This is a genomic window from Mesorhizobium humile (genome assembly GCF_033977215.1).
GTDB lineage: Bacteria > Pseudomonadota > Alphaproteobacteria > Rhizobiales > Rhizobiaceae > Mesorhizobium > Mesorhizobium humile.
Window position 1 is genome coordinate 19,532 of the sequence record NZ_JAVIIV010000016.1, and the last position, 19,509, is coordinate 39,040.

At 63.6% G+C, this 19,509-nt stretch carries 19 protein-coding genes; 11 read left to right on the forward strand and 8 right to left on the reverse strand.

The genetic code is table 11. The annotated features are described in order from the left end of the window. The first annotated feature begins 162 nt into the window (after positions 1-162). From mntR to RFM52_RS22160, 4 genes are all read left to right on the forward strand, one after another. Positions 163-621, forward strand: a complete 459-nt coding sequence (gene mntR, locus RFM52_RS22145) for a manganese-binding transcriptional regulator MntR (RefSeq protein ID WP_040996705.1) — start codon at positions 163-165, stop codon at positions 619-621. 97 nt (positions 622-718) lie between these two features. Then, the gene (locus tag RFM52_RS22150) at positions 719-907 is read left to right on the forward strand and encodes a hypothetical protein (protein ID WP_140640705.1); all 189 of its coding nucleotides are present in this window, start codon (positions 719-721) and stop codon (positions 905-907) included. A gap of 177 nt (positions 908-1,084) precedes the next feature. After that, positions 1,085-1,987 (forward strand): KPN_02809 family neutral zinc metallopeptidase, encoded by a 903-nt coding sequence (gene ypfJ / locus RFM52_RS22155; RefSeq protein ID WP_320293477.1) that lies wholly within the window; start codon positions 1,085-1,087, stop codon positions 1,985-1,987. A gap of 164 nt (positions 1,988-2,151) precedes the next feature. After that, positions 2,152-3,420, forward strand: a complete 1,269-nt coding sequence (locus RFM52_RS22160) for a TCR/Tet family MFS transporter (RefSeq protein WP_320293478.1) — start codon at positions 2,152-2,154, stop codon at positions 3,418-3,420. Positions 3,421-3,528: 108 nt separating this feature from the next. Here the strand turns inward: RFM52_RS22160 and RFM52_RS22165 are convergent, their stop codons facing one another. The 3 genes from RFM52_RS22165 to carA are packed head-to-tail and all read right to left on the reverse strand — an operon-like array spanning position 3,529 to position 5,439. Next, positions 3,529-3,912 carry a helix-turn-helix domain-containing protein gene (locus tag RFM52_RS22165; protein ID WP_320293479.1) on the reverse strand — a complete coding sequence of 128 codons (384 nt, stop codon included), beginning with the start codon at positions 3,910-3,912 and terminating at the stop codon, positions 3,529-3,531. 14 nt (positions 3,913-3,926) lie between these two features. Beyond that, entirely contained in the window at positions 3,927-4,178 is a 252-nt protein-coding gene (locus RFM52_RS22170; protein ID WP_320293480.1) for a type II toxin-antitoxin system RelE family toxin, read from the reverse strand. A 58-nt stretch (positions 4,179-4,236) separates the two neighbouring features. Then, complete coding sequence (carA, locus tag RFM52_RS22175; RefSeq protein ID WP_320293481.1) at positions 4,237-5,439, reverse strand: glutamine-hydrolyzing carbamoyl-phosphate synthase small subunit; 1,203 nt, start codon at positions 5,437-5,439, stop codon at positions 4,237-4,239. Between the two features lie 317 nt (positions 5,440-5,756). On the opposite strand from carA, the gene RFM52_RS22180 reads away from it, so the two are divergent. Next, the gene (locus tag RFM52_RS22180; protein WP_320293482.1) at positions 5,757-6,206 is read left to right on the forward strand and encodes a GatB/YqeY domain-containing protein; all 450 of its coding nucleotides are present in this window, start codon (positions 5,757-5,759) and stop codon (positions 6,204-6,206) included. Between the two features lie 102 nt (positions 6,207-6,308). On the opposite strand, the gene RFM52_RS22185 is transcribed toward RFM52_RS22180, so the two are convergent. Continuing rightward, the gene (locus tag RFM52_RS22185) at positions 6,309-7,307 is read right to left on the reverse strand and encodes a hypothetical protein (protein WP_320293483.1); all 999 of its coding nucleotides are present in this window, start codon (positions 7,305-7,307) and stop codon (positions 6,309-6,311) included. A gap of 283 nt (positions 7,308-7,590) precedes the next feature. Between RFM52_RS22185 and RFM52_RS22190 the strand changes: the two genes are divergently transcribed. Next, positions 7,591-8,301, forward strand: coding sequence for a DNA helicase (locus tag RFM52_RS22190; protein WP_320293484.1), 711 nt, complete (start codon positions 7,591-7,593; stop codon positions 8,299-8,301). Between the two features lie 46 nt (positions 8,302-8,347). Continuing rightward, the gene (locus RFM52_RS22195) at positions 8,348-8,905 is read left to right on the forward strand and encodes a GNAT family N-acetyltransferase (protein WP_320293485.1); all 558 of its coding nucleotides are present in this window, start codon (positions 8,348-8,350) and stop codon (positions 8,903-8,905) included. 3 nt (positions 8,906-8,908) lie between these two features. Here RFM52_RS22195 and RFM52_RS22200 read toward each other — a convergent pair whose 3' ends face one another. Continuing rightward, positions 8,909-9,295, reverse strand: a complete 387-nt coding sequence (locus tag RFM52_RS22200) for a DUF983 domain-containing protein (RefSeq protein ID WP_140804369.1) — start codon at positions 9,293-9,295, stop codon at positions 8,909-8,911. A 115-nt stretch (positions 9,296-9,410) separates the two neighbouring features. Here RFM52_RS22200 and RFM52_RS22205 point away from each other — a divergent pair, with 115 nt between their 5' ends. After that, the gene (locus RFM52_RS22205; RefSeq protein ID WP_320293486.1) at positions 9,411-10,787 is read left to right on the forward strand and encodes an aminotransferase-like domain-containing protein; all 1,377 of its coding nucleotides are present in this window, start codon (positions 9,411-9,413) and stop codon (positions 10,785-10,787) included. Between the two features lie 28 nt (positions 10,788-10,815). Here the strand turns inward: RFM52_RS22205 and RFM52_RS22210 are convergent, their stop codons facing one another. The 3 genes from RFM52_RS22210 to RFM52_RS22220 form a co-directional block, all read right to left on the reverse strand. Then, a complete protein-coding gene (locus RFM52_RS22210; RefSeq protein ID WP_320293487.1) occupies positions 10,816-11,997 on the reverse strand; it encodes an MFS transporter in 1,182 nt (393 codons plus the stop codon). A gap of 126 nt (positions 11,998-12,123) precedes the next feature. Then, complete coding sequence (locus RFM52_RS22215) at positions 12,124-12,333, reverse strand: DUF2061 domain-containing protein (protein ID WP_320293488.1); 210 nt, start codon at positions 12,331-12,333, stop codon at positions 12,124-12,126. Between the two features lie 185 nt (positions 12,334-12,518). After that, positions 12,519-14,183, reverse strand: a complete 1,665-nt coding sequence (locus tag RFM52_RS22220; protein ID WP_320293489.1) for a Na/Pi cotransporter family protein — start codon at positions 14,181-14,183, stop codon at positions 12,519-12,521. Between the two features lie 363 nt (positions 14,184-14,546). On the opposite strand from RFM52_RS22220, the gene RFM52_RS22225 reads away from it, so the two are divergent. The 3 genes from RFM52_RS22225 to rpoD all read left to right on the forward strand — a co-directional run bounded on the left by RFM52_RS22225 (position 14,547) and on the right by rpoD (position 19,449). Then, positions 14,547-14,909 carry an RcnB family protein gene (locus RFM52_RS22225; protein ID WP_320293490.1) on the forward strand — a complete coding sequence of 121 codons (363 nt, stop codon included), beginning with the start codon at positions 14,547-14,549 and terminating at the stop codon, positions 14,907-14,909. Between the two features lie 136 nt (positions 14,910-15,045). Further along, positions 15,046-16,992 (forward strand): DNA primase, encoded by a 1,947-nt coding sequence (gene dnaG / locus RFM52_RS22230; protein ID WP_320293491.1) that lies wholly within the window; start codon positions 15,046-15,048, stop codon positions 16,990-16,992. 429 nt (positions 16,993-17,421) lie between these two features. Further along, positions 17,422-19,449: an RNA polymerase sigma factor RpoD gene (gene rpoD, locus RFM52_RS22235; protein WP_320293492.1), complete on the forward strand. Its 2,028-nt coding sequence runs from the start codon at positions 17,422-17,424 to the stop codon at positions 19,447-19,449. Positions 19,450-19,509 lie beyond the last annotated feature (60 nt).

The following is a 19,509-nucleotide window of genomic DNA, read 5'->3' on the forward strand; positions in this document are numbered from 1 at the left end:
CAATAGGCTATATTTCATTGATTATGCTTTCGTGTACGCTAAAGCAAGGCTGGCGGCAGGCTGCCGCAGACGCCGGTTGCGCATGCGCGGGAATGCAAATAAACGGCCGGACCATCAGGGTTCGTGTTATGGATGCGATCCCGATTCAAGGAGGAGCGCGTATTGGCGCTGAGGAACAAACCAGTTCGACGCGAGGAGCCGCTTCCCGATGCCGAAATCCATTCGGAAGGGTTCCGGCAGCAGCGCCAAGCGCGCCGCAGCGCGCTGGTTGAGGACTATGTCGAGCTGATCGCCGACCTGATCGAGGACGGCAACGAGGCGCGGCAGGTGGATATCGCGGCAAGGCTCGGCGTTGCGCAGCCGACGGTGGCAAAGATGCTGACCAGGCTGTGCGCCGATGGGTTGGTGTCGCGAAAGCCCTATCGCGGCGTGTTCCTGACCGAAGCCGGCCGCAAGGTCGCCGAGGAAAGCCGCATCCGCCACCAGACGGTTGAGGCGTTCCTGCGCTCGCTCGGCGTCAGCGCCGAGACGGCGCGTATCGACGCCGAGGGCATCGAGCACCATGTCAGCGCCGAAACGCTGGAAGCTTTCCGCCGGGCGATGACGCATCGCCAGGCCTAGGTCTCCGGCCAGTCCGATTGGATTGAAGCGGAACCGACGCATCTCCGCCGCATTACTTCCCACACATCGCGCGATTATCGCGCTCAAGGAGGAAGCAATGGGCGTCGAACAGGCACCGACCGCTAAAGGAAAGCAGGCAGCCAGGGGATTGCGGCAGGCGGCCGCCAAGGACGAGCGCAAGACCGAGGCCGAGACCGGCCATCCGCTGAAGAAGGGCGCGGCGCGTTTCGAGGAACGTTCGAAGAGTTCGGACGGCAAGAGCGCCGGCGCCAAGCAGAAAAGTTGAGGTTTTTAGCCAGTTTATGGTCGGTCGGCTTTACCTGCCTGATTGAAGTTTCCGGCGCGGCCGACATCTGGCCGGAGCGAAAAATTCTGTGACTTAGGCCAGCCGTTGCGATAATTGTCTGTAGGGGGCGGTCGCGGGCCAGTCCCTCCAGGACATTCGCGTTTGCGAGGAGTTGCCATGCTTTGGAGAGGCCGTCGTCAGAGCGACAACATCGAGGATGAACGCAGTGACAGCGGCGGTGGCGGTGGATTGGGTGGCGGCGGCCAGTTCCAGCTTCCCATCGGTGGCCGTACCGGCGGTGGCGGCAGCATCCTCCTGGTTATCCTGGTCGTGCTCGCGGGATGGTATTTCGGCTTCGACCCGTCGCAAATCCTGGGCGGCGGCGATGGCGGCCAGATCACCGACAACAGCGGCTCGCAGGACAATGGCGGCGCGCCCGCCAATGACGAGATGAAGCAGTTCGTGGCGACGGTGCTGGCGGAAACCGAAGACACCTGGACCGGCATCTTCAAGTCCCAGGGCCTGACCTATGAGGATCCCAAGCTGGTGCTGTTCAGCGGCCAGGTCCGTTCGGCCTGCGGTTTCGCCTCGGCGGCGGCCGGGCCGTTCTATTGCCCGGGCGATCACAAGGTCTATCTCGACATGACCTTCTTCCAGCAGCTCGACCAGCAGTTCGGCGCCTCCGGCGAGTTCGCGCGTGCTTATGTGGTGGCGCATGAGGTCGGCCACCATGTGCAGAATCTCACCGGCATCATGGAGAAGTTCAACCAGATGCGGCAAGGCATGAGCGAGGCCGACGCCAACCAGCTCTCGGTGCGCATCGAGCTTCAAGCCGATTGCTTCGCCGGCGTGTGGGCCCACTACACCCAGCAAAAAGGCATATTGGAGCAGGGCGATATCGAAAGCGCGCTGAATGCCGCCAAGCAGATCGGCGACGATACGCTGCAGAAGAAGATGCAGGGCTATGTCGTGCCGGAAAGCTTCAACCATGGCACCTCGCAGCAGCGGCAGACATGGCTGGCGCGCGGCTACAAGAGCGGCAAGCTGTCCGACTGCAACACGATGAGCGGTCCGATCTGAGGCGTCGCTGCCGCTTCTTTTAGGGTGACGACGACGATCGAAGATGGCTGGCAAGGGATGTCAGCATAAGACTGTTGCCTTCGTTCGCGGATTGTTCCCGCCGCCAACCTCGCCTATAAGGTCCGTCCCGCCCGTGCCCCAGGGCGGATGAGGAGCTTGTCACCATGATCGACCCGAAAACCGCCAAGCGGGGCCTTGCGCTCGTTTTCACGACGCTGCTGCTCGACATCATCGGCTTCGGCATCATCATGCCGGTGCTGCCGGCCTATCTGGAGGAACTGAGCGGCGTCAGCGTCAGCCAGGCCGCGATCGAGGGCGGCTGGCTGTTCTTCGTCTATGCGGCGATGCAATTCTTCTTCGCGCCGATCATCGGCGGCCTGAGCGACCGCTTCGGGCGCCGGCCGGTCCTGCTTGCCTCGGTGCTGACCTTCTCGATCGACAATTTGATCTGCGCCGTCGCCTGGTCCTATCCGATGCTGTTCATCGGCCGCGTGCTCGCGGGCATTTCCGGCGCCAGCTATTCGACGACATCCGCCTTCATCGCCGACATCTCGAACGACGAGAACCGGGCGAAGAATTTCGGCCTGCTCGGCATCGCCTTCGGCGTCGGCTTCGTCATCGGCCCGGTGCTGGGCGGGCTGCTCGGCACGTTCGGGCCGCGCGTGCCGTTCTATTTCGCCGCCGCGCTTGCCTTGGTGAATTTCCTGATCGCGATGTTCCTGCTGCCGGAGACGCTGGATGAGAAGCATCGTCGCCGCTTCGAGTGGAAGCGCGCCAATCCGGTCGGCACGCTGATGCAGATGCGCAATTATCCGGGCATCGGCTGGATCGGGCTGGTGTTCTTCCTGATGACGCTCGGCCACATGATGTATCCGGCGGTCTGGTCATTCGTCTCCACGTATCGCTACGGCTGGAACCAGCAGCAGATAGGCCTTTCGCTCGGCGCCTTCGGCCTGTGCGGCGCGATCGTCATGGCGACGGTGCTGCCGCGGATCATTCCGAAACTTGGCGAGTGGAAGACGGCGGCGATCGGGCTGACCTTCACCGCGCTCAGCGCCTTCGGCTACGCGTTTTCGACGCAAGGCTGGATGATCTATGCGGTGATCGTGGCTGGCTGCCTGGAAGCGCTGGCCGATCCGCCGCTCAGAAGCCTCGCCGCCGCCAAGGTGCCGCCTTCGGCGCAAGGCGAATTGCAGGGCGCGATGACCTCGATCTTCTCGATCACCTCGATCATCACGCCGCTGCTCTACACCGCGATCTTTTCCTGGTTCACGAGCCCGACGGCGCCGATTGTGTTCGGCGGCGCGCCCTATGTGCTCGGTGCGATTTTCCTGACGCTGGCGGTCATCGTCTTCGTGACGAAAGTGGCCAGGCCGACGCCGAGGGAAGTCGAGCGCATGCACACACAGGAGGCTGTGACGGACCCGGCCTGAGGACGACTAAAGCGCGTCGCAATCTTCAGATTCGCTCCATGCGCTTTAGGTTTTTGATTTACGCATGTCTTTATCCCGAAACCGGTTCCCACTTTCGGGAGACATGCTTTAAGGCTCGATCCATTCTCCGGGGATATCGAGCGCCTTCGCCAGCATTGCGCTGGTCTGCTCAGACGGCTTGCGACGATTGGATTCGAGGTCCGACAGGAAACCCTGGCTGACACCGATCGCCGCGGCCAGCTCGGCTTGGGTAAGCTTTCGCCAGTTGCGCAGCGCCTTTAGTCGACTGGAGCCGCGCAAGACATCCATGGTCACGTCCGCCGGCAGCGCCCTTTCGGTTCTGAGATCGGCTTTGCGCTCGTCATAGATGGCGACATCCGCAGCATCTTCGAGAGCCTCCTCGGCGGCATGCAGCAACGCCTCGTAATCCGCTTTAGGGATCACGACCAATTCCTCGCCGGTTGAGGTTTTAATGATTTGCGGGGCATTCATGACTTCTTGTCCTGCTATGACCTGCTGTAGGTTGTTGTCTCGCGTTTTCCTATGTAGATCGCCAGGATAGTGGCGCGGTCCTCATCGAATATAACTCGGTAGCGACCGATGCGCAGCCTGTAGCCGTCTCTACCAGCTAAACGCTTGACATCTCCTCGACCGCTTATCGCGTAACCTATCAGGCCCTCGGATACCTGCCCCCGAACGTCGGCGGGTAGATTGTCGAGATCACGAGCCGCGGCTGCCGAGAGGATGATAGTCTTCACCGGATATCGCCGCAGCTATCTCTATTTCGGCGATATTATAGCTAACATGCGGAGCGTGTCAACGCTCCGCCAACGCGTCCTCGCCGCGCCGCTCGCGGATCAGGTTGACGAAGCGGCGGAAGAGGTAGTGCGAATCCTGCGGGCCGGGCGAGGCCTCGGGATGATGCTGGACCGAGAACACCGGCCGGCCGGTCAGCGCGATGCCGCAATTGGAGCCGTCGAAGAGCGAGACATGGGTTTCCTCGACGCCTTCGGGCAGCGAGTCGGCGTCGACGGCGAAACCATGGTTCATCGAGACGATCTCGACCTTGCCGGTGGTGTGATCCTTGACCGGATGGTTGGCGCCATGGTGGCCCTGATGCATCTTCTCGGTCCTGCCGCCGAGCGCGAGCGCCAGCATCTGATGGCCGAGGCAGATGCCGAACACCGGGATGTCGGTCTTCAAGAGGTTCTGGATCACCGGCACGGCATATTCGCCGGTCGCTTCCGGGTCGCCGGGGCCGTTCGACAGGAAAATGCCGTCCGGCTGCATCGCCAGGATCTCCTCCGCACCCGTCTTGGCCGGCACGACGGTGACCTTGGCGCCGAGGCCCGCCAGCAGACGCAGGATGTTGCGCTTGACGCCATAGTCGACGGCCACGACATGCATCGAAGGCTCGCCCTGCTCGCCATAGCCTTCATTCCAGATCCAAGGCGTCTCGCGCCAGACCGAGGACTGGCCGGACGTGACTTCCTTGGCGAGATCGAGGCCGATCAGGCCTGACCAGGCCGCGGCCTGGCGCTTCAGGTCCTCGATGTCGAAGACGCCATCGGGCGCATGCGCGATGACGGCATTGGGCATGCCCTTCTCGCGGATCAGCACGGTCAGCGCGCGGGTGTCGATGCCGGACAGCGCGACAATGCCACGCCGCTTCAGCCACTGGTCGAGATGACCGGCTGCGCGATAGTTTGACGGGTCGGTGACATTGGCCTTGAAGATGGCGCCGACAGCGCCCGCGCGGGCGGCCGGATGCAAATCCTCGATATCCTCGTCATTGGTGCCGACATTGCCGATATGCGGGAAGGTGAAGGTGACGATCTGGCCGGCATAGGAAGGATCGGTGAGGATTTCCTCGTAACCGGTCAGCGCGGTGTTGAAGCACACTTCCGCAACGGCCGATCCCGTGGCGCCAAGGCCGCGGCCCTCGATCACCGTGCCGTCGGCGAGGACCAGAAGGGCGGTCGGCTTTTCGGTGGCCCATGGGGCGGTGGTCGTGGCCATGGCGGCACTCCTGTCGGTCGCCTCAATCGGTCGGCGGGACCGTTTGCGCGGCAAGGCGCGCAAGCTGGATATTTCAGCTCCCACGCGTTGATTCTCGTTGGTCATGTCGTTTTCCCAAAACCGCTAAGCACTTTTGGGCGACATGACTCCATTGTCTCATGCAGGACCGAGTACATAGGGGAAGGCGCCCAAGCGGTCAATGTCGCGACCTCAGACCAGACACAATTTGCTTTCGTCCAGCAATATCAGCGGCTTGCAAGGATTTGCCTTGCCCGTTCGGCAAAGCTATTGTCCGCCGCATTCGAAGGAGAAGCACGATGCGCGAGAAAATCGCCGAATCCACCAAGAGCGCGATGAAGGCGCAGGACAAGGATCGCCTGCCAACGTTGCGGCTGATCCAGGCCGCGATCCACGACCGCGACATCGTCAATCGCGGCGCCGGCAGGCCGGCGGCGGGCGATGACGAAATCCTGCAGATCCTGTCCAAGATGGCCAAGCAGCGCGAGGAATCGGCCAAGGCATTCGAGGACGGCAAGCGGCCGGAACTTGCCGCCAAGGAACGCGCCGAGATGGAGGTCATCCTCGGCTTCCTGCCGAAGCAGCTCGACGATGCGGCGATCACGGCCGCCGCGCGCGAGGCGATCGCGGCGACGGGTGCCGCCAGCCAGAAGGACATGGGCAAGGTGATCGGCGCGCTGAAGCAGAAATATGCCGGCCAGATGGACTTTGCCAAGGCGAGCGCCATCATCAAGGGGCTGCTTCAGTAGACAACAGCCTAGAGCGGTTCAGCGTTTCACGGAATCGCTCTAGGTTTTTGTTTTTACGCAATTCCGAACGGAAAACCGCTACGCACTTTTCCTGGAATTGCTTTAGTCCTTGCACATCGGCACCGGTTGCGGCGGCGGCGCCGGATGGTCCTTCTTGTACTGCGCGATGATCGGCTCCAGCGACTTCTTCGGCCAGAACTTGGGCGTGCCGATCTCCTTCAGGCAGGAGGCGTTCCAATAGGTAGCTGAGCCTGAGAGCGCCTGGCCAGCGGCCTTGGCCCGGACGACAGCGGCGATGTCGCGCGATTCCGGATAGATGTAGAGCGTCGTCGGGCTGTTCTTGACCATCGGGATGATCTGCTCGGCATCGGCGGGCGACCAGCTGGTGCAGCCGTTGCTGCGGCCGCCAGCATAGTTCACCAGCTTGCCGAACGGGACAAAACCGTCATGGTCGGCGTAAGAGCTTTGCGGGTTCTTGCGCATGCACAAGCCCTTCAGAATAGCTGCAGGATGGCCGCCGATGACGCGCTCCCGGGCATTGGCGGCCTCGCCCTCGCCGTCGAACTGGATGAAAGTGCGCATGAACACCGCGTTCTGCGCGCCGACGCGGTAGTAGCCCTTGAAGGAGGTCTTGGTCTCGGCGGTCATATAGGCGCCGCCGGCCGTCAGCTCGGAGTCCATCGCGTTGCCGAAGTTCTTCGCGCAACGCCGGCCGTTTGAGAAATCGGCGACCCCTTTCAGGTTGCGGCCGCCGCCATGCCCCGAGGAAACCGCGCGGAAAAGCTGCTTGGCTTCGCAGATGACGTAATAGCGCTGGCCGAGCACGTTGTTGCCCAAATCGCCGGGACGCGTCGCGTCCATGGCGAAATAGCAGGGGTTGCTGACCGAGCCATCGCTGACCTTCTTCTGGTAGAGCGCGCGCGCCCGCTCCAGAACGACCTGCGAAATCTGGCCCTCGCCGTCGCCGACATGGCGCTGCAGCCAGTCGGGAACGGTCGACGGTCGCAAGGCCGCGAACGAGCTGACGGACGCCGTCAAGGCGGCGAGGGTCGCGACAAGACAAAAGATGGCCGCGCCCAGCGGAACAGATCTCAACCGCACCGGTTTGCCCCTCCTGTCGAAATGTCTCGCACCCGTGAATCACACGGGCCGATCATAGAAGGTCTTGCATCGATCGGCGAAACACTTCTAGTTCAGCGACGCCTTTTGCAGGTCGGATTTTCGGACCGCTTCGATTGCGCTATGATCTGATTCCGGCGCGCCCACGCCTCCTCCCTCCATCGGGATGCATCGTTCATGCAGGGCAATCCGTCACCCGACCAACTGTTCGCGCGCCAGGCATAAGGAGGGGTTGTCGAGACTGCTCGCGGCAGGAGGTTGTTCGATGCGGCTTTCCGCACCCGTCTATCATCTGAAGCGCCGGGCGAGGCTCCTGTCCCGCCGGGAAAATGTTCCACTCCATACGGCACTCGACCGCATTGCCGGTGAAGAAGGTTTTGGCAGCTGGAGCCTGCTTGCGGCGAAAGCCGCCGAGGTCAAGCCCGCCGGCACCCTGTTGGCGCGGCTGCTGCCCGGCGACATGGTTCTCGTGGCGGCGCGGCCGGGCCAGGGCAAGACGCTGATGAGCCTCGAGCTCGCCGTGGCGGCCATGAAGCAAGGCAGTCGCGCCGTCTTCTTCACCCTGGAATACATGCATGCCGACATCCTGGACCGGTTCCGCGACATCGGGATCGACCCGGCCGCCTTCGACCATCAGTTCGAGTTCGACAATTCCGACGCGATCAACGCCGACTACGTCATCGAGACGTTGCGGTCGGCTCCGCGCGGCACGCTGGCGGTCATCGACTATCTGCAACTGCTCGACCAGAAGCGGGAGAATCCCGAGCTCATGGTCCAGATCCGCGCCTTGAAGTCGTTTGCCAGGGAACGGGGACTGGTGCTGGTCTTCATCTCGCAGGTCGACAGGTCCTTTGATTCCTCCGGGAAACCGGTCCCGGATATCGGCGATATCCGGCTGCCGAACCCGCTCGACCTGTCGCTGTTCGACAAGGCCTGTTTCCTGAACAAGGGCGAAATCCGGTTTCACGCGACTTGAGGGCGATCCGTGCCGCGGCTATGCGGGGCATGACAGGAAACGAACCATGATCGAAATCGTCAGACCGGCGCTCGAGCATTTGCCTTCCTACAAGGCGGCGCTGGAGCGCGGGTGGTCGCCCGACAATGTGCGGCTCCTCGAAGCGACGCGCGAGCAGCTTGAGGCGATTGAGAAAGATCCCATTGAATTTCTCGCCGGCCTTGACGACCCCGAAGCGAAGGGGTCGCCCATCACCTTGCCCGACGGCACCAAGGTCGCGCGGCTGCCTGGCTTCCGGCGCTGGATCTGGGATGGCGAGGCTGCCGGCTCGATCGGCTTTCGCTGGCAGAAGGGCACGTCGGCGCTGCCCTCGCATGTGCTTGGCCATATCGGCTATGCGGTGGTGCCGTGGAAGCGGAACCGGGGCTATGCCACCGAAGCGCTGCGGCTGATGCTGGACGAGGCGAGGGCGGTCGGGCTCGACCATGTCGAAATCACCGCGAAGCCGGGCAATCCGGCTTCGCACAAGGTCATCACGGCCAATGGCGGCAGGCTGATCGGTCGCTTCTTCGAGGATGCGGCCTATGGCGGCGCGGAGAGCCTCAAGTTTCGCATCGACCTTTGAAGGTTACTCGCCGGGCCTGGCCAGCCGTCCTTCTTCCGCCTTGTGGTAGAACTGGCTTGCCACGAGCCAGCCTTTGAGTGGCCTCAGCGGCGGGATGCAAGTCGCCAGAACGATCGGGATCGAAACGAAGGCGTGGAACCACATGGAGGGCTCGAAAGTCACCTGCGCCCAGACGGCGAACAGCACCGAAGGCACACAGGCAAAGCAGATGACGAAGAAGGCCGGGCCGTCGGCGGGATCGGCAAAGGAATAGTCGAGCCCGCAGACATCGCATTTCGGAGCCAGCTTCAAGAACCCCTCGAACAGGTGGCCCTCTCCGCAACGCGGGCAGCGGCCCCGGATCCCTACCTGCCAAGGTATCAGACGTGGATAATGTGCAAGGTCTTCCATGATCGTCGCTCCAACGGACCTCGCGTGAGGCCCAGCCTGGCCTTGAGGTCTCGGATGCATACATATATCATACTTGTATGCATACAATGCGACAAAATGTATGGATTGGTGATAAGTGACCGGCGAAAGCGACATCGGCTGGCTCCCGGTCCTGGAGACAGGGCCGCGACCGGTCTATCTGAAGATCGTCGAGGCGCTCGCGGATGCCCGCTCGAACGGCCGATTGCAGCCCGGCGACAGGTTGCCGCCGCAGCGGGAACTCGCCCGGTCGCTGGGGGTCGACCTCACGACCGTCACGCGGGCGTTTTCAGAAGCCCGCCGCAGGAACCTTATCGACGCGACGGCGGGCCGGGGCACCTTCGTCACGCCAGGCGAACCGGAAGAGCCTGTCCTTGATCTCAGAATGAACATTCCGCCGGCACCCGTCGGTCTCAACCTGCCGACCTTGATCAGGACGGGGATCGAGGGGTTGCTCAAGCGCTCCAGCGCCGAAGCGCTGCTTTCCTACCATCCCGGTCCGGGCTCGCCCGTGGAGCGCGCCGTCGGCTCGTTGTGGCTCGCCGAAGCGGGGGACAGGCCGCCGGTTGACAGGGTCGTTGTCGGATCGGGCGCGCAGGCGTTGCTCACGGCCGTCGTGCTTTCTCAGACCCGCGAGGGCGATACGATCCTCGCCGATACGCTGACCTATCCCGGGCTGATCGCGCTGGCCGGAGCCGCGCGACGCAAGCTCGCCGCTGTCGCAAACGACGGCGAGGGTATGCGGCCGGACGACCTCGAAGAGGCGGCGCGGCGGCATGGCGCCCGTGTCCTCTACCTCAATCCGACGCTTCAAAATCCGACCGCATCCGTCATGCCCGAAGGCCGGCGGCGGGAACTCGTCCGCATGGCCGACAAGCTCGAGCTGACCGTCATCGAGGACGATCCCTACAGAAGGTTGCTGGCAGGCCCTCCACCGGCCTTTCTGAACCTGACGCCGAAGCGGACTTTCCATGTCGCGACATTGGCGAAATGCATCTCGCCTTTCCTGCGCACGGCCTTCCTGGCGGCCCCTGACCCGCTGGCCGCCGAGCGGATCGCGGCTGCGATACGCGGCACGACGATGATGGCGCCGCCGCTGATGACGGGCCTCGCCTGCGAATGGCTGCGCAGCGGTCTTGCCGGGGAAATCGCCGCCGCCGTGCGCACTGAAGCGCAGGCCAGGCAGGAGATCGCGCGCAGCATCCTGCCCAACGGTTTTGTGGCATCGGAGTCCGGCCTGCATCTGTGGTATCCGCTGGAGAGCCAGTTGCGCTCCGCAGAACTCGCCGACATCGCCCGTCGCCGAGGGCTCGCCATCAGCCCGGCGGAAGAGTTTGCCGCCGGGCAGGAGTTTCCCAACGGCTTCCGCCTGGCGCTGGGCGCCACGCCCAACCGCGAACGGTTGAAGGAAGGCCTTGAAAGCCTGGCCTCCATCCTTTCGGGAGCGCCAGACTCCTCGCGACCGAAGGTCTGAGGCAGCAAATTGAAAGCTTGGCGGCCTGTTACTCGGCCGCCGCGGGCAGCGGCGGCGTCGCCCGGCTGCGCCATTCCCAGGCCTGCGAGGCGGCAGCCACCACCACCGCCACAAGCATGGCCAGGGCGCCGGCCAGCGGCAGGCTGCGATAGCCGTAGCCGGCATTGAGCATAGCCGCGCCCAGCGAGGCGGCCAGCGCGATGCCGACATTGAAGCCGGACGGGATCAGCGAGGAGGCAAGGTTGGAGGCATCGGCCGTCCAGGCGAGGATGCGCGTCTGGATCGGCGCGCCGATGGCGAAGTTGAGACCGCCCCAAATGACGATGGCGACGACCATCGGCACCGGGTAGGGGCTGACGAGATGGATGACGCCAAGCGCCACCGCCTGCAGGGCGAGCATGACGATCAGCGACGGCATCAGCTTCCAGTCGGCGAGCTTGCCGCCGACCAGGACGCCGATCGTGGCGCCGACGCCGTTGAGCAAAAGCACAAGGGGGATCAGGCTCTCGTCGAGGCCCGTCACTTCGAGCAGCATCGGCGTGATGTAGGTGAACAGCGCGAACTGGCCGATCATCAGCATCAGCATCAGCATCAGCGACGTCCAGACCTGCTGGCGGCCGAGCACGCGAACCTCGCGCGCCAGCCCGGCCGGCCGGTTGGCGGCGCCCGCCGTGCGCGGCAGCAGCGCCAGCATGGCGACGATCGCGATGATGCCCAATGCGCCCATCACCCAGAAGGTCGCGCGCCAACCCCACAGGCTGCCGATCGCCGTGCCCACTGGCACGCCGATGATATTGGAAACCGTCAATCCCGAGAGGATGACCGCGACCGCACGGCCGCGCTGGTCCTCGCGCACCAGGCTGACCGCAACCACCATGGCGACGCCGAAATAGCAGCCATGCGCCACCGCGGTTGCGATACGCAGCAGGAGCATCGAGGTGAAATCGGGGGCCAGCGCGCAGGCCACCTGGCCAAGGGTAAAGGCGATCGTCAGCCCGATCAGCAGCGTCTTGCGCGAGACCTTGCCAGTGGCCAAAGCCAAGAGCGGGCCGCCGATGGCAATGCCGCAGGCATAGCCCGAGACGAGATAACCGGCGGTCGGCACCGAAACGCCAAGGCCCTGCGCCACCTCCGGCAGGACGCCGGCGATGACGAATTCGGTGGTGCCGAAGGCGAAGGCGGCAAGGAAAAGGGCAATCAGCGGCAGCATGGTTCAAAACATAAGCGAGGAATGCATGCCTCAAACCACGCCCGGGCGGGCGCGGCAATGCAGAAATTGGCGATGGCGCTTTAGCTTTTCTTGACTGGACCGATCAGAACCGGCCTGTCGCCGCGACTATGCCGCCGTTTTGCGCCCGTAGGGGATCTTCAGCCAGGCCCGTTCATGCAGGTAGTAGAGCAGCGACTTGGTGGCGACTTCGGTGAGCCCGATGGTGGCCGCGAGCTTGATGCTGCCGGTGACCACCAGGGATATGATCATCGTGTCGATCGTGCCGGTGGCGCGCCAGGAAAGCGCCTTGACGAAGCTGCGCGAATGCGTGTCCATTGACGGATCGTCCTCCCAACAGGTCCTCAGGCGATCCTTAGCCGACGGAAGCGAGGATGAGCAAAGACTAATTTTTCCGGCTGCCTTCGATAGCGGTTGACCGTCTCACAAAAACCGGTCAACCGCCTTTTTGTTTTGCGCAAATTCCGGACGGAAAACCGCTTCACACTTTTCCTGGAACTGCTTTAGCTCGCCTTCAGCCGCGAGCCGCCAAGCAGGCCGCGCTCCTCGAGCACCGGATAGGCGATCGAGGCGAGCAGCGAGTTGATCTGCTTCAGGTCGCGGATGGTGTCGAGGTGGATCGAGCTCGTCTCGACGCTCTTGGCGGTGCCTTCGCGCAGGCGCAGGAAATGGCTGGCGCTGGTTTCCTTCTCGCGTTCGCGCAGCAGGTCCTTTTCCAGCACCAGTTGCCTGGCGGTTTCCGGATCGCGCGAGACCAGCACGTTGAAGGCGAGCCGTGCATTGGCGAGCACCGAGGAATGGAAGGCGCAAAGCTCCTGCCAGCCTTCGGGGGTGAACTCCAGGCCGCGCTCCAGCTTCTTCCTGACATGCACCAGCATGTTGCGCACGATGATGTCGCCGACCTGCTCCAGCTTGACGCAGGCGCCGATCAGTTCCTGGCACCGCAATGCCTCGTCCTCGCTCAGCGGATTCCTGGTGATCTTGGCGAGATAGAGCTTGATCGCGGCGTGCTTCCTGTCGACGCGGTCGTCGAGCGCGGCAAGCGCCTTGATCTTGGCGGGATCGGCATCCTCGTAAAGCTCGATGATGCGCTTCAGCATGATCTCGACCGTCTCGCAGACCCGCACCACTTCGCGCGTCGCGTTGGCCAGCGCCTGGCTCGGCGTATCGAGGGCGCTCTCGTTCAGCGCCGACAGCTCGACGACCTCGAGCGCGGCGGCCGGTTGCGGGTCGCTGCCCAGCGCCACGATCTTTTCGGAAGCGCGGTAGACGAGCCCGGCCAGCGGCAGTCCGGCCAGCAGGATCAGCACGTTGAACAAGATGTGGGCGTTGACGATCTGATCCGGCGCGGTCTTGCCGAGGAAGGCGACATCCGGCTTGAAGGTCATGATCAGGACCAGCATGATCAGCGAGCCGAGGCCGCGCATCAAAAGGTTGCCGATCGGCACGACGCGCACTTCCGGTGGTGCCGACCGCGTCAGCATCGGCGCGATCAGCGACGAGCCAAGGTTGACGCCAAGCACCAGCACCACGCCGAGTTCCGGCGTGATCAGCCCGCGGCCCGCCAGCGTCGCCATCAAGAGCACCGCGGCGATGCTCGACTGGAACAGCCAGGTGACCAGCGCGGCCAGGAGATAGGTGGTGATGGAATCGCCCGAGAAATAATTGATGATCAGCGGCATCAACTGGCTGTTGCGCAGCGGCTCCGACGCCTGACCGATCATCTCCAGCGACAGGATCAGCAGGCCGACACCGATCAGGATACGGCCCACCTGGCGCCAGTCGCGCCGCTCGGTGGCCATGAACATGACCGTGCCCGCGATCAGGCAGAGCGGCACCAAAAGCGTGAGGTCGAAGGTGAGCAGCTTGGCGACCAGCGCCGAACCGATCTCGGCGCCCCGCACCGCCAATTGTCCGGCGGCGCCCGAAACGATGCCGGCGCCGGCGAAGGAGCCGACCAGCAGCGTCACCGCGGTCGAGCTCTGCAGCGCGACCGCCAGCCCACAGCCGGCCAGCACCGCCATGATCGGATTGCGCATGGTGGCGCGCAGCCTATGGCGCAGCACGTCGCCATAGGCGCGCTCGACGCCTGTCTTCACCATGCGGGTAGCGAACAGCATCAACGCCACCGCGCCGGCAAGGTGCAAGAGGACGACGGAGCCGCTCATGGCCGACCTCGCGGGGCGGCTCCGGCGACGCGGAGAGGGATGCGAATCTTAGCCATATCGTGGCCTGGAAATATACCAGTTAAGATTAGCCGAATAATAGATTTTTCTGATGCGATGATAGCCTTTGGTCGACGCGCCATGTCGGAAATGAACGCGGAGCGCATTGGTTGCGCGGGCCGCGCGACGACGCTTCGCCCGGAATGAAGCGACACCTGGACGGCTGGGCCGGGCGCGATCCGGAATCTTGTTGAAGCAGTCTGCGCAAGCATCGGAAACCATTACAGAATTGTAATTCTCATGTTCAGTTTCAGTTCATCCATCGGCGGCTACTCCTCTGCCTATCGACAATAAGGAGTACTGACCATGAAGCGTCTCATACTTTGCGCCGTCACCGCCTCGATGCTGGCCGCTTCGGCCTTCACCGGCCAGGCCGCGCCGCTCGCCCAGCCGAGCGCGCCGCGGTCGAATTACACCCAGGTCGACTGGCAGAAGCCCGACCGGCATGTCGACAAGCGCGTCATCGTCAAGAAGAAGGTGGTGAAGCGCAGCCATTGGCGCAACGGCCAGAGATACTCCAACTGGAAGCGCCACCAGCCGGTCCGCGACTGGAACCGCTACGGCCTGCGCCGTCCCGGCCCCGGCCAGGAGTGGATCCGCGTCGGCAACGACTATGTGCTGGTCAGCATCCTCTCCGGCATCATCTTCGGCGCGATCGCCGCGCAGTAATCCGCCGCAATCCGGAAATTCAGAAGGCGGCCGCCCGGCCGCCTTCTTTTCGTCTGTGAAAAGCGGGTACGATGAGTGAGACAGAGTCGCCGTGCCCGGGCGGCTTGATTATATGGAGGGCAAACGAGCTTTCCCGATGCGCTTTCCGCCCGCCTTCCTCGACGAGATACGCGACCGCGTGCCGATTTCGCAGGTCATCGGCACGCGCGTCGCATGGGACAGGAAGAAGACCAACGCGTCGCGCGGCGACTACTGGGCCTGCTGTCCGTTCCACGGCGAGAAAAGCCCGTCCTTCCATTGCGAGGACAAGAAGGGCCGCTATCACTGCTTCGGCTGCTCGGTTTCGGGCGACCATTTCAAGTTTCTCACCGAGCTCGACGGCATGAGTTTTCCCGAGGCGGTCGAGAAGATCGCCGAGATGGCCGGCGTGCCGATGCCGGTGCGGGACGAACGGGAGGAACGGCGCGAGAAGGAACGCGCCAGCCTGACCGACGTCATGGAAATGGCGACCGCCTTCTTCCAGGACAGGCTGCAGAGCGCCGACGGTGCCAAAGCCCGCGCGTATCTGCGCGACCGCGGCCTGACGCCGGCGACGCAGCAATCCTTCCGGCTGGGCTATGCGCCCGACAGTCGCAACGCGCTCAAGGAACATCTCGCCGCCAAGGGCGTGCCGAAGGCCGACATCGAGGCCTGCGGCCTGGTGCGGCATGGCGACGACATTCCGGTCTCCTATGACTGGTTCCGCGACCGCATCATGTTCCCGATCCCGGATTCGCGCGGCAAGATCATCGCCTTCGGCGGGCGGGCCTTGGCGCCCGATGCGCTCGCCAAATACATGAACTCGCCCGAGACGGAGCTCTTCCACAAGGGCAATGTGCTCTACAATTTCGCGCGCGCCCGCAAAGCCTTGGCAAAAGGCGGCACGGTGATCGCGGTCGAAGGCTATATGGACGTGATCGCGCTGGCCCAGGCCGGCTTCGAGAACGCCGTGGCGCCGCTCGGCACGGCGCTCACCGAAAACCAGCTCGAGCTTCTGTGGCGCATGGCGCCGGAGCCGGTGCTTTGCTTCGACGGCGACAAGGCCGGGCTGAAAGCGGCGTGGCGGGCGGCCGATCTGGCCCTGCCTTCGGTGCAGGTCGGGCGCTCGGCTCGTTTTGCGCTGCTGCCGGAAGGCAAGGACCCCGACGATCTGGTCAAGGCCGAGGGGCCGGACGCTTTTCGAACTGTGTTGGCGGAGGCGCGGCCGCTTGTCGACCTTCTGTGGATGCGGGAGACCGCCGGTGGCGTCTTCGAAACGCCGGAGCGGCGCGCCGAGCTGGGAAAGAGGCTGGGTGAGCTCGCCAGCCGTATCCGCGACGAGAGTGTGCGCTACGAATATCAACAGGTGATGCGCGAGCGGGTGCGGAGCTTCTTCGGCTCCCAACGCGAGGCCAGGCAGGGTCGCCCGGACCGCGGCCGGCCGGGAGAGCGCGGCCAGGGCAAGGCCACGACGCCCGGCGGACAGTTCGCCAAGGGCGGAGGCGGCCGCATCGCGATCACCGAAAGCCTCGGCCAGTCGGCGCTGGTCAAGCGCGGCGGCGAGGGCATGTCGGTGCGCGAGGCGACGATCATCGTGGCTCTGGTCAACCATCCGGCGCTGATCGACGAGAATTTCGCGCATGTCGAATTCCTTGACCTGGCCAATTCGGATTTGCGAAAACTCCACGCGGCCATTCTCGACGCCATGGCGCATGACGCGGCTGATGAGCGCGGCGCGGTCATCGCCACCATCGAGCGCGCCGGTTGCGGCGGCATCTGGGAGCGGGCGGTGGAGTTGATCAAGCGCGCGCGGCAGTGGCCGGCGCTGGAGACCGCAGCGCTCGACGATGCCCGCGACGCCTTCAACCAGGCGCTGCACTTGCAGCGCAGCGCCCGCACATTACATAGAGAGCTGAAACAGGCGCAAGCAGCGCTCGATGCAGACCCTTCGGATGAAAACTTCCGGCATCTCATCGAGATTCAAGCGCAATTCAACGATGTGCAGGCAACGGAAGCGCTGATCGAAGGGTTCGGCGTTTCATCGGGCAGGGTTGGCCGCGTTTAGGGCCGGACACCAGCCATTGGAAGTGAAGTGGAAATGCGCAGCGCGTCGAATCGACGCTTCTAAGTCGGGTAATTGATTCGCTTTTTTCATGCGAATCATGCCAGAGGCGCTTGACCTTCTGGCAGATTGGCGGAATCAGGACGATTCGAAACGTTAACCGTGCCCCGGCATCGGCGGGAAATTCGAGCGATGTGAGGTGCCGGTGACGGCTGGACAGGCAAAACGCCTGCTCCAGATATCAGGGTTAATCTGGACTTAATGCATGTCGCCCAAAAGTGGAAACCGGTTTGGGGCAAACGAGATGCACAAAACAAAAGAGATGACGCGGTTGCCGGGCCGGTAAAAAGCGTTCCGGTGCGAGCGCATCAGGCCTAACCGGTCCGACAGTTTACGCGGCCTCGATATTCGGCCGCTTGGAGACGACAAAGAATGGCGACAAAGGAAAAGGAAGAGGTCGAGACCGAACGCGAAGGCGCCACCGATGGCCCTCTGCTCGACCTTTCCGACGATGCTGTCAAGAAGATGATCAAGGCCGCGAAGAAGCGCGGCTATGTCACGCTCGACGAGCTAAACGCGGTGCTCCCCTCTGAAGAGACGGATCCGGACCGCATCGAAGACATCAATGCGATGCTCAGTGACATGGGCATCAACGTCGTCGAGGACGACGAGCAGGGTGAAGAGACCGAAGCCGAGCCGGCCGCCGACGCAGAGGAAGACGCCAACGAACTCGCCGAGCAGACCGGCACCGCCGTCGCCGCGACGCCCGCCAAGAAAGAGCCGACCGACCGTACCGACGATCCGGTGCGCATGTATCTGCGCGAGATGGGCTCGGTCGAGCTTCTGTCGCGCGAGGGCGAAATCGCGATCGCCAAGCGCATCGAGGCCGGCCGCGAAACGATGATCGCGGGCCTGTGCGAAAGCCCGCTGACCTTCCAGGCCATCATCATCTGGCGCGACGAGCTCAACGAATCGAAGATCCTGCTGCGCGAGATCATCGACCTCGAGGCGACCTATGCCGGCCCCGAGGCCAAGCAGGCGCCCGTCGTCGAACGCATCGAGGAAGCGCCCAAGCCCGAAGAGAAGCCGCGCGGCCGCGCGGCGGCGCGCGAGGAAGAAGACGACATCACCAATGTCGGCGGCGACACGCGCGGGCTTGAGGAAGAGGAAGACGACGAGGACGAGGCGAGCCTGTCGCTGGCCGCGATGGAAGCGGAACTGCGCCCTCAGGTAATGGAGACGCTCGACGTCATCGCCGACACCTACAAGAAGCTCAGGAAGCTGCAGGACCAGCAGGTCGAGAACCGTCTGGCCGCCGCCGGCACGCTCTCGCCCAGCCAGGACCGCCGCCTGAAGGAGCTGAAGGATCAGCTGATCAAGGCGGTGAAGTCGCTGTCGCTCAATGCCGCGCGCATCGAGGCGCTGGTCGAGCAGCTCTACGACATCAACAAGCGCCTGGTGCAGAACGAGGGCAAGCTCTTGCGTCTCGCCGAAAGCTATGGCGTGCGCCGCGAGGAATTCCTCAAGGAGTATCAGGGCTCCGAGCTCGATCCGAACTGGACCCGCTCGATCGCCAACCTGACCTCGCGCGGCTGGAAGGAGTTCACCAAGAACGAGAAGGATGCGATCAAGGAGCTGCGCGCCGAGATCCAGAACCTCGCCACCGAAACGGCGATCTCGATCCTGGAATTCCGTAAGATCGTCAACCAGGTGCAGAAGGGCGAGCGCGAAGCCGCGATCGCCAAGAAGGAAATGGTCGAGGCGAACCTTCGCCTGGTCATCTCCATCGCCAAGAAATACACCAACCGCGGCCTGCAGTTCCTGGATCTCATCCAGGAAGGCAATATCGGCCTGATGAAGGCGGTCGACAAGTTCGAGTACCGCCGCGGCTACAAGTTCTCGACCTACGCCACCTGGTGGATCCGGCAGGCCATCACCCGCTCGATCGCCGACCAGGCGCGCACAATCCGCATTCCGGTGCACATGATCGAGACGATCAACAAGATCGTGCGCACCTCGCGCCAGATGCTGCACGAGATCGGTCGCGAGCCGACGCCGGAGGAGCTGGCCGAGAAGCTCGCCATGCCGCTGGAAAAGGTGCGCAAGGTGCTGAAGATCGCCAAGGAGCCGATCTCGCTCGAAACGCCGGTCGGCGACGAGGAGGATTCGCATCTGGGCGACTTCATCGAGGACAAGATGGCGATCCTGCCGATCGACGCGGCGATCCAGGCCAATCTGCGCGAGACGACGACGCGCGTGCTGGCCTCGCTCACGCCGCGCGAGGAGCGCGTTCTGCGCATGCGCTTCGGCATCGGCATGAACACCGACCACACGCTGGAAGAAGTCGGCCAGCAGTTCTCGGTCACCCGCGAGCGTATCCGCCAGATCGAGGCCAAGGCGCTGCGCAAGCTCAAGCATCCGAGCCGGTCGCGCAAGCTGAGAAGCTTCCTCGACAGCTGAGCGGAAACGCATCCATACGAAAATCGAAAGGGCGCCACGGCGCCCTTTTTGTATTTCCGG